At 60.1% G+C, this 7,420-nt stretch carries 7 protein-coding genes; all 7 read right to left on the reverse strand.

The window, feature by feature from the left end; all coding sequences use genetic code 11:
* Positions 1-142: 142 nt before the first annotated feature.
* On the reverse strand, positions 143-580 hold the full coding sequence (locus BLU76_RS26275) for an Lrp/AsnC family transcriptional regulator (protein WP_003205952.1): 438 nt from the start codon (positions 578-580) through the stop codon (positions 143-145).
* Between the two features lie 11 nt (positions 581-591).
* Complete coding sequence (gene thrC / locus BLU76_RS26280) at positions 592-1,956, reverse strand: threonine synthase (RefSeq protein WP_092225048.1); 1,365 nt, start codon at positions 1,954-1,956, stop codon at positions 592-594.
* Between the two features lie 30 nt (positions 1,957-1,986).
* Positions 1,987-2,871, reverse strand: a complete 885-nt coding sequence (locus tag BLU76_RS26285) for a LysR substrate-binding domain-containing protein (protein ID WP_063324199.1) — start codon at positions 2,869-2,871, stop codon at positions 1,987-1,989.
* A 59-nt stretch (positions 2,872-2,930) separates the two neighbouring features.
* On the reverse strand, positions 2,931-4,361 hold the full coding sequence (locus BLU76_RS26290) for an amino acid permease (RefSeq protein WP_092225050.1): 1,431 nt from the start codon (positions 4,359-4,361) through the stop codon (positions 2,931-2,933).
* A 151-nt stretch (positions 4,362-4,512) separates the two neighbouring features.
* Complete coding sequence (locus tag BLU76_RS26295; protein ID WP_092150581.1) at positions 4,513-5,766, reverse strand: cystathionine gamma-synthase family protein; 1,254 nt, start codon at positions 5,764-5,766, stop codon at positions 4,513-4,515.
* 324 nt (positions 5,767-6,090) lie between these two features.
* Positions 6,091-6,408 (reverse strand): contact-dependent growth inhibition system immunity protein, encoded by a 318-nt coding sequence (locus BLU76_RS26300; protein ID WP_170867325.1) that lies wholly within the window; start codon positions 6,406-6,408, stop codon positions 6,091-6,093.
* Positions 6,398-7,420: RHS repeat-associated core domain-containing protein (locus tag BLU76_RS26305; protein ID WP_139211675.1), on the reverse strand; the 1,023-nt coding region annotated here is incomplete at its 5' end. The genes BLU76_RS26305 and BLU76_RS26300, both read right to left, overlap by 11 nt.

The raw sequence follows: 7,420 nt of genomic DNA on the forward strand, positions 1-7,420 counted from the left end.
CTGGAATTGGCCAGCGCGGTGGGTCAGGTGGATTGCGGTCAATCGGGTTGGGGCTGCTTCGCAGCCCAGCGGGAGCAAGCTCCCTCGCCACGGGGGTTGTGGTGGCTGGGGCGTCTGCGGGCATCAGCAGCGGATAGCGCGCCTAGACCACCGACGACAACACAAACGACGTCACGGTGTTCTCCACCCCCGGCAACGCCGAGATCTCTTTCCACACTTTATGCACCCGTTCCGGGTTCGCCGCGCCCACCCGCAGCATCAAATCGAACTCGCCACTCATCACATCGCACTGCAGCACTTCCGGCATGGCCTGCAACGCTTGCAACACCTCGGCACCGCGCATGCGGTCGTAGCGGTAGACGAAGATCACCGCGTTGATGTTCGACGACGCGTGCGCGCCCTCCCCGGTGCGCACGGTGTAGCCCTGGATCGCGCCGTCGCGTTCGAGGCGTTCGATGCGTTGGCGCACGGCGTTGCGCGACAGGTTGACCTTGGCTGCCAGTTCGGCGTGGGCGGCGCGGGCGTTGAGGCGCAGTTCGGCGATGATGCGTTCGTCGAGGGGGTCGAGAATTCGCTTCATGGGGCCTCCGGTTACAGGGCGCCGAGCAGTTGATGGAGGGCACCGAGGTCGTCCGGCTGGAGGCGATGAATCTGCGCCGGGCCATGCTCGGAAACCGGGCGTTGTCGCGCCGCGATGTGGATCCCCAACTCGCCGAGCAACACCGCCGATTTGGCCGGGGAGATCTCGCCCAAGGTCACCATCGGCGCCACCAGGCTGCGCCGGTACAAGCGCGCCGCGAGCACGCCGGTGGCGGTGTGGGGGTCGATGACGTAGCCAGTGTCGCGATGCAGCGAGGTAATTTCCTCCAGCGTCTGTTCATCGCTGACCGCGTACGAGTCGATGATCATCCGCGCCTGCAACCAGAACTCGTTGGCGATGGTCATTTCGCCGTGGGTTTCGAAGGTGTGCATCAGTGCGCTCACGGCCTGGTCGTCGTGCCCATAGAGCTCCCAGAGAAACCGCTCCAGGTTGGAAAAAATCGACAAATCCATGGCCGGCGACAGGGTCTTGCTGGCGCGCAATCGTGAGTAATGGTTCTTCAAAAAGAACTGATGCAGCGCGTCATTCTGATTGGTCGCAACAATCATCTGCGTGATGGGCAAGCCCATCTTCTGCGCGATGTAGCCGGCATAGACTTCGGCAAAGCTTGCCGCCGGCACGCTGAAACCGATGGGCCGCTGGCCGCCGCCCAGTTGCAACACGGCATGGAAATAAAACACCAACTGCGCCATGACGCTGACCCAGTTACTGGAGTTGAAACTGATCGCCTCGTGCTGTCGGAACAGTTGAGTGACCAGGGTCTGGCAGTCATCAAAACTGCCATCGACGGCCACTTGATGGACCCGAGGATGGGCCGTCGCTTGCAGGTCTTGAAGCTGGTCTTGCGGTACACCGGCCTCGGGATAAATCACCACCACATCGGTCTCGTCGCAGTGTTTGAAAGCCTCGATGGCGGCCAGGCCGGTGTCGCCGTTGGTGACACCGACCACCACGGCACGGCGCCCGCGTTTGCGCAAAAAGTACTGCACCAGCCGCGCCTGCAATTGCGCGGCGAAATCCTTCGAGGAGCGGGTCGGCCCATGGAACAATTCCAGGACCCATTCATTGCGATCCACCTGATGCAACGGCGCCAGGGAGCGATGGCTGAACTGGCTGCCGGCCTCCTTGAGCACCCGCTTGAAGTCGGCCTCGGGGATCGCCTCGCCCACGAACGGACGCATCACCCGATAGGCCAGTTCGTCATAGGACAGTGTCGACCAGTTGGCGATGTCCTGGGGTTCGAACTGCGGCAGTTCGACGGGGACGAACAGCCCGCCATCCTCGGCGATGGCCGACAGCACAACTTTTTCGAAATCGACCTGCACGGCTGAATTTCGGGTACTCACATAGCGCATGGTCAACTCCGGATATTCACTTGAAACGGCTCACTTGAAACGATGCGCCTGCTCCACCAGCCAGGTGGAAAACCGCGCCGCGTCCGGGTGTTGCTCGGCCCCGGAACTGCGCACCAGGTAAAACGATTCGCTGGCCTCGATGCGCTGGGCGAAGGGTTCGACCAGACGTCCGTCGCCGAGCATGTCACTCACCATCGACGACCGCGCCAGGGCGATGCCCTGCCCCAGTTCAGCCATGCGCAAGGTGCAGACCAGCGTGTCGAACTGCATGCCGGTCGAGGAATCCACCGAGTCGGCACCGACCATTTTCAGCCAGTAACCCCAACCCTCTTCGTAGCCCAGCACGTGCAGCAATGGATGCTTGGCCACGTCCGCCGGCACCTTCAGCGTCGTCATCAAGGCTGGCGAACACACCGGGAACAAGGTGTCCCAGGTCAGGCGTTGCGACACCAGGCCAGGCCATTGACCGTGGCCCCAGCGAATTTCCATGTCGTCCTCGCCGTCCAGTTCCTTGACCCAGATGTTGCTGATGTAGCGGATGTCGACGTGCGGATGCACCTGGCGAAAATCCACCAGTTTCGGCGCCAGCCAGTGCACGAAAAACGCCAGGCTGCCGCGCACCTTGATTGGCCGGCGCTTGTGCTGGCCAAAGATCTCGTTGGTGCCCACCGCCAATCGCGTGATCGCGTCCTGCACCACCGGCAGGTAGGCCTGGCCCTCTTCGGTCAGGCCCAGGCCACGGGGCAAGCGCTTGAACAGCGCCACCCCAAGGTGACTTTCCAATTGGCGGATCTGCTGGCTGACCGCGCCCTGGGTCAAAAACAGTTCGTCGGCGGCGTGGGTGAAGTTCAGGCAGCGCGCCGACACTTCGAATGCCCGCAGCCAGTTCAACGGGGGCAACGTTTTTTGCTTCATGATCTGGACCTCGTTGACCCCCACGCACCGGGCACGTTTGCCCGACCCGTCGACGCGCCTTAGAACGCGTCGGACGGTTGTGCCACGAGGGCAACCGACAAGCGTCGCTCGCGGCTTTTGCGGGTAATGTAATACACGAAGTAACACCAGGCGATGAACGGCAAGCCGAAGTACAGCGCCACCCGTTGTTCAGGGTCGAAGGCGATCCCGATGCACGCCAGGCTGCAGCACACCAGCGCCCCCAGCGGCACCCACGGATAGCCGCGAACCCGGAACTTGAGATTGCGAATGTCGCCGCCGTTGGCCACATAGTGACGACGGAAAGCGATCTGGCTCGCGGCGATGCTCATCCACACCACCACCACGGCCAGGCCGGAAATCGACACCAGCGCCAGGTAGATGGTGTCGGCGGCAAACACGCTGCTGAGCAACGAAGCGGCGCCGCCGGCCATGCTGACGATGATCGCGTTGAGCGGCGTGCCCATGCGGGTCAGGGCCGAGAACTGCTTGGGCAGGTGGCCTTGGTCGCTGAGGGTCCAGAGCATCCGCGAAGCGGCGTACAACCCGGAGTTGGCCGCCGACAACAGGGCGCTGATGATCACGAAGTTCATGATGTCGGCCGAGTACGGAATGCCGATGTAGGTGAACACTGTGACGAAGGGGCTTTCGACCAGACCGGCTTGCTCGCGGGGCAACAAGGTCGCCAGGACAAAAATGGTCCCGACGAAAAACACCGCCAGGCGCAGCACCGTGGTGCGGATGGCCCGCGGTACATTGCGTTGCGGGTCCTTGGTTTCACCGGCGGCGATGCCAATCAGCTCAGTGCCGGAGAACGCGAAGGACACCGCCAGCAGCGTCATCGCAATCGGCATGAAACCGGTAGGAAAAAGTCCTTCGCGGGTGAAGTTGCTCAAGCCGATGCTGTGGGCCTGGTCGATGTTCAACAGGCCAAGAATCGCGCCACCGCCAATCAGCAGGAACACCACCACGGTCAACACTTTGATCAACGACAACCAGAACTCGGTCTCGGCGAACAAACGCACCGAAATCACGTTGGAGAGGAACACCACGCCGGCGAACAGCGCGCTCCAGATCCACACCGGTGTGTCGGGAAACCAGCGCGACATGAGGATGCCGGCCGCGGTGAACTCGGAACCGATGGCCACCGTCCACGTCAGCCAATACAACCAGGCCACGGTGTAACCGGTGCCCGGGCCTAGAAACCGTGTGGCGTAGGTGCTGAACGAACCGGTTTCCGGCATCTGCACCGCCAGTTCGCCCAGGCACATCATCACCATGTAGACCATCAGCGCGCCAATGATGTAGGCGATCACCGCGCCCATGGGGCCGGCCTGGTTGACGGTATACCCGGACGTGAGAAACAGCCCGGTACCGATGACGCCGCCTAATGCCAACATGACAATATGGCGCGTCTGCATTTCCTGTTTAAAACCGGCACGCGTATTAAGTTGTTGTTCTTTTATGGACATGGTTGTTCTCATGAAAGTTGTTAGGGCGCGCATTAACGTCCGCGACAAGTTATTGGGCAGAGTAAAAGTGCATCGCCACTAAGCTTTATTATTATTCCTATTCATGAACGCCCCACTCACAGCCTTGTGGCGGGGTACCAACTTTCAAACTTCAGCTTGCGGTCTCGATAGGGGCTTCATTGAGTTGCGGGGTGAGGGTCTTTTTGACGAAGGCGAAGGCCTGTTTCAGATCGTCCAATAGATCGTCCGTGTCTTCGATGCCGACCGAAACCCGCACCAAGCCTTCGGAGATGCCCAGGGCCAGGCGTTCTTCCAAGGTGTTCTCGACATGGCTGGTGGTACGGGCCGGACCGTAGATGGTTTCCACCGCGCCCAGGTTGCCCGCGCAATGGGCGAAGCGCAGGCGTGGCAGCAGCAATTTGACCGTGTCCATGCCACCGACCAGGACAAAACTGACGATGGCGCCGAAACCGGACATCTGCGCGCAAGCCACGGCGTGGTTCGGGTGGCTGGGCAAGCCGGGATAATTCACCGCCTCCACCAACGGTTCGGTGCAGAGAAATTCGGCCAGGGCCCGGGCGCTGTGTTGCTGCTGGCGCATGCGCAGTGCCAGGGTCTTCATGCCACGGATGATCAGGTAGGCCGAGAACGGGTCAAGGCTCGCGCCGTTGATTTCCCGATAATGCCGCACCTGGGCCATCAAGGCTTCGCTGCCACACACCAGGCCACCGAGCACGTCGCCATGGCCGCTGAGAAACTTGGTCGCGCTATGAATCACCACGTCCACCCCCAAGGCCAGTGGGCTCTGGTTCAGCGGCGTGGCGAAGGTGTTATCGGCCACGACCACCGCACCGACACGCTTGGCCGCTGCCACCAGGCGCGGGATGTCGAGGATTTTCAGGGTGGGGTTGGTGGGGGTTTCCAGGTAGAGCACCTGGCAACCCTTGGCGATTTCACGCTCCAGATCGTCGTGATCGAAGGTCTCGCACAAGGTCACCGTCACGCCGGTGCGCGGCAGGAACTCTTCGAAGATCTTGTTGGTGCCGCCGTAACTGTCCTTGGTCGACACCACGCGATCGCCATGGGCCAGGAAGGTGTAGAGCACGCTGCTGATCGCCGCCATGCCGCTGCTGAAGGCCACGGCGGACTCGGCCATTTCCAGTTCGCGAATCTTGGCTTCGAGGGTCTCGACGGTCGGGTTGCTCATGCGGCTGTAGATAAAACCGGGGGCCTTGCCCAAGGCGACGTCGTACCAGACGTCGATGTCGTCGTAACCGTACGCGGCGCTGGCCACGATGGGGGTTTGCGTGGCGTTGTAGGGGTGCCTGACCTGCTCCCCACCCCAAACCGCCCGGGTTCCTGCTCCCGCATTATCAAGCCCTGTGCTGTCAGGTTTATTGTTCATTGAGGCTACTCACACTGAGGGGGTGGACGTTGAGCCATCCACCGGATCTGAGGGCCAATATAGGGAAAAGCCGCGCGGCCGAGAAACGATGTTATCGGTGCCAAAGGGGTGGTTTTTTTAATGGCTGGGTGCGAAGCCGCGACCTACAGCTCACCGATAAATCTGTGGGAGCGAGCTTGCTCGCGATGGCGGTGGATCAGCCGCCATTGATGTGACTGACACTCCGCTATCGCGAGCAGGCTCGCTCCCACACTGGTATCCATTGACCTTAACGGCCCGAGTGCCGGCAAAATCAGAACATAGCCGAATATATTTCAAAACACATTAGAGCCCAGCAGTATCTGGGCCATCGTCACTAAGAATCTCAATAATGTGATTCAACCAGGTCGTACCAGAGTCCCAGTCCAGCCAATAACAATAGTTACAAGGCATCTCGTCCATAAGAATCCCCCGAAGCTCTTCTTCACTAATATCCGCTGCCAATAATTTCATAATTTCTTGCTTCACCGCATCAATAGTTTCCGGCACCGAGTCTGATACAAAAAGTCTTATCATCCCATCGGGCTCTGGTGACTCACACATCCAGTCCTGGTGAAAATAACAACCCAAAAACTGAAAAAGACCTGGATATTTATTTCTCATTTTTTTCAACATACCCCGTAAGCAAGTTATATCCAACAGGTGATTCCTTGGACTTTTTTAGCACCAAAGTCACCACTGATAGAGGCTCTAGCTTCCCACTTTTCCGTATAACACCGACTCCAGCCGGAGAAGGAAAGGACTGCTGCAACAAGAGTTTATTTTCCAATTTTTTGTTTAGGAACTCATCAATTTCCGTTTCTTTCATTCTCAATACACTGGAGACCTTTGACTCCGCCGTTGCTCTATCAGGAAATGTCGATGCGGTAGGCACATGAGGCTCTGAATCAAGGCGTTTTCTTAATTGAGCTTCAGAACGACCTATATGCTTTTTCATCAGATGCCCACCCCGAGCCTCATGCGCAGCCAACCCTCCCCCCGGCACAATCTCGCTGAACGGCCCATCAGCCTCGATATCACCCGGGCACTTGCACGCCAACCCCAACGGATCCACCCACCCCGTCGGGTTCACCGTGTAGCGATACCCATTGAGCCCACCCGCCAACTTGCTCGGGTCAGGCGTCAAATAGCGGCCGGTTCCGGGATTGTAGTAGCGGTGCCGGTTGTAGTGCAGGCCGCTTTCCGGGTCGAAATATTGGCCCTGGAAGCGCAGCGGTTGTTCCAGTTGTTCGCCGCCGCCGTGCTGGAGTTCGGTGAGTTGGCCGTAGCCGTTGTAGCGCGCCGACCAGACGATCTGGCCGGCGGGGTTGGTCAGTTCCTGGGGGGTGCCCAGGTGGTCGAGGTGGTAGTAGAACGGGCGGGCGTCGGGGCCTTCGCCGTCGAGCATCACCAGCGGGCGGAAGGAGCCGGGTTCGTAGACGTAGCTGCGGTGGTGGCGCGGGCTGTTTTCGGCGACGACCTGGTCGCCCTGCCAGAAAAATTCCGTGGTCAGGCCGTCCACGGTCTTGCTGATGCGTCGGCCAAAGGCGTCGTAGCGGTAGGAGGTTTCACGCCCATCGGCCGTGGTGACGCCGATCAGGCGGTGCTGGCTGTCGTAGCGGTAGGCGCTGACCAG

The sequence above is a fragment of the Pseudomonas sp. NFACC08-1 genome, from assembly GCF_900106735.1.
Classification (GTDB): Bacteria; Pseudomonadota; Gammaproteobacteria; order Pseudomonadales; family Pseudomonadaceae; genus Aquipseudomonas; species Aquipseudomonas fluorescens_Q.

Bases quoted from the DNA above. Each gene is read 5' to 3' on its own strand.
- BLU76_RS26295 (WP_092150581.1), bottom strand. From the start codon at position 5,766: ATGAACAATAAACCTGACAGCACAGGGCTTGATAATGCGGGAGCAGGA.
- BLU76_RS26275 (WP_003205952.1), bottom strand. From the start codon at position 580: ATGAAGCGAATTCTCGACCCCCTCGACGAACGCATCATCGCCGAACTG.
- BLU76_RS26300 (WP_170867325.1), bottom strand. From the start codon at position 6,408: ATGAGAAATAAATATCCAGGTCTTTTTCAGTTTTTGGGTTGTTATTTT.
- BLU76_RS26285 (WP_063324199.1), bottom strand. From the start codon at position 2,871: ATGAAGCAAAAAACGTTGCCCCCGTTGAACTGGCTGCGGGCATTCGAA.
- thrC (WP_092225048.1), bottom strand. From the start codon at position 1,956: ATGCGCTATGTGAGTACCCGAAATTCAGCCGTGCAGGTCGATTTCGAA.
- BLU76_RS26290 (WP_092225050.1), bottom strand. From the start codon at position 4,361: ATGTCCATAAAAGAACAACAACTTAATACGCGTGCCGGTTTTAAACAG.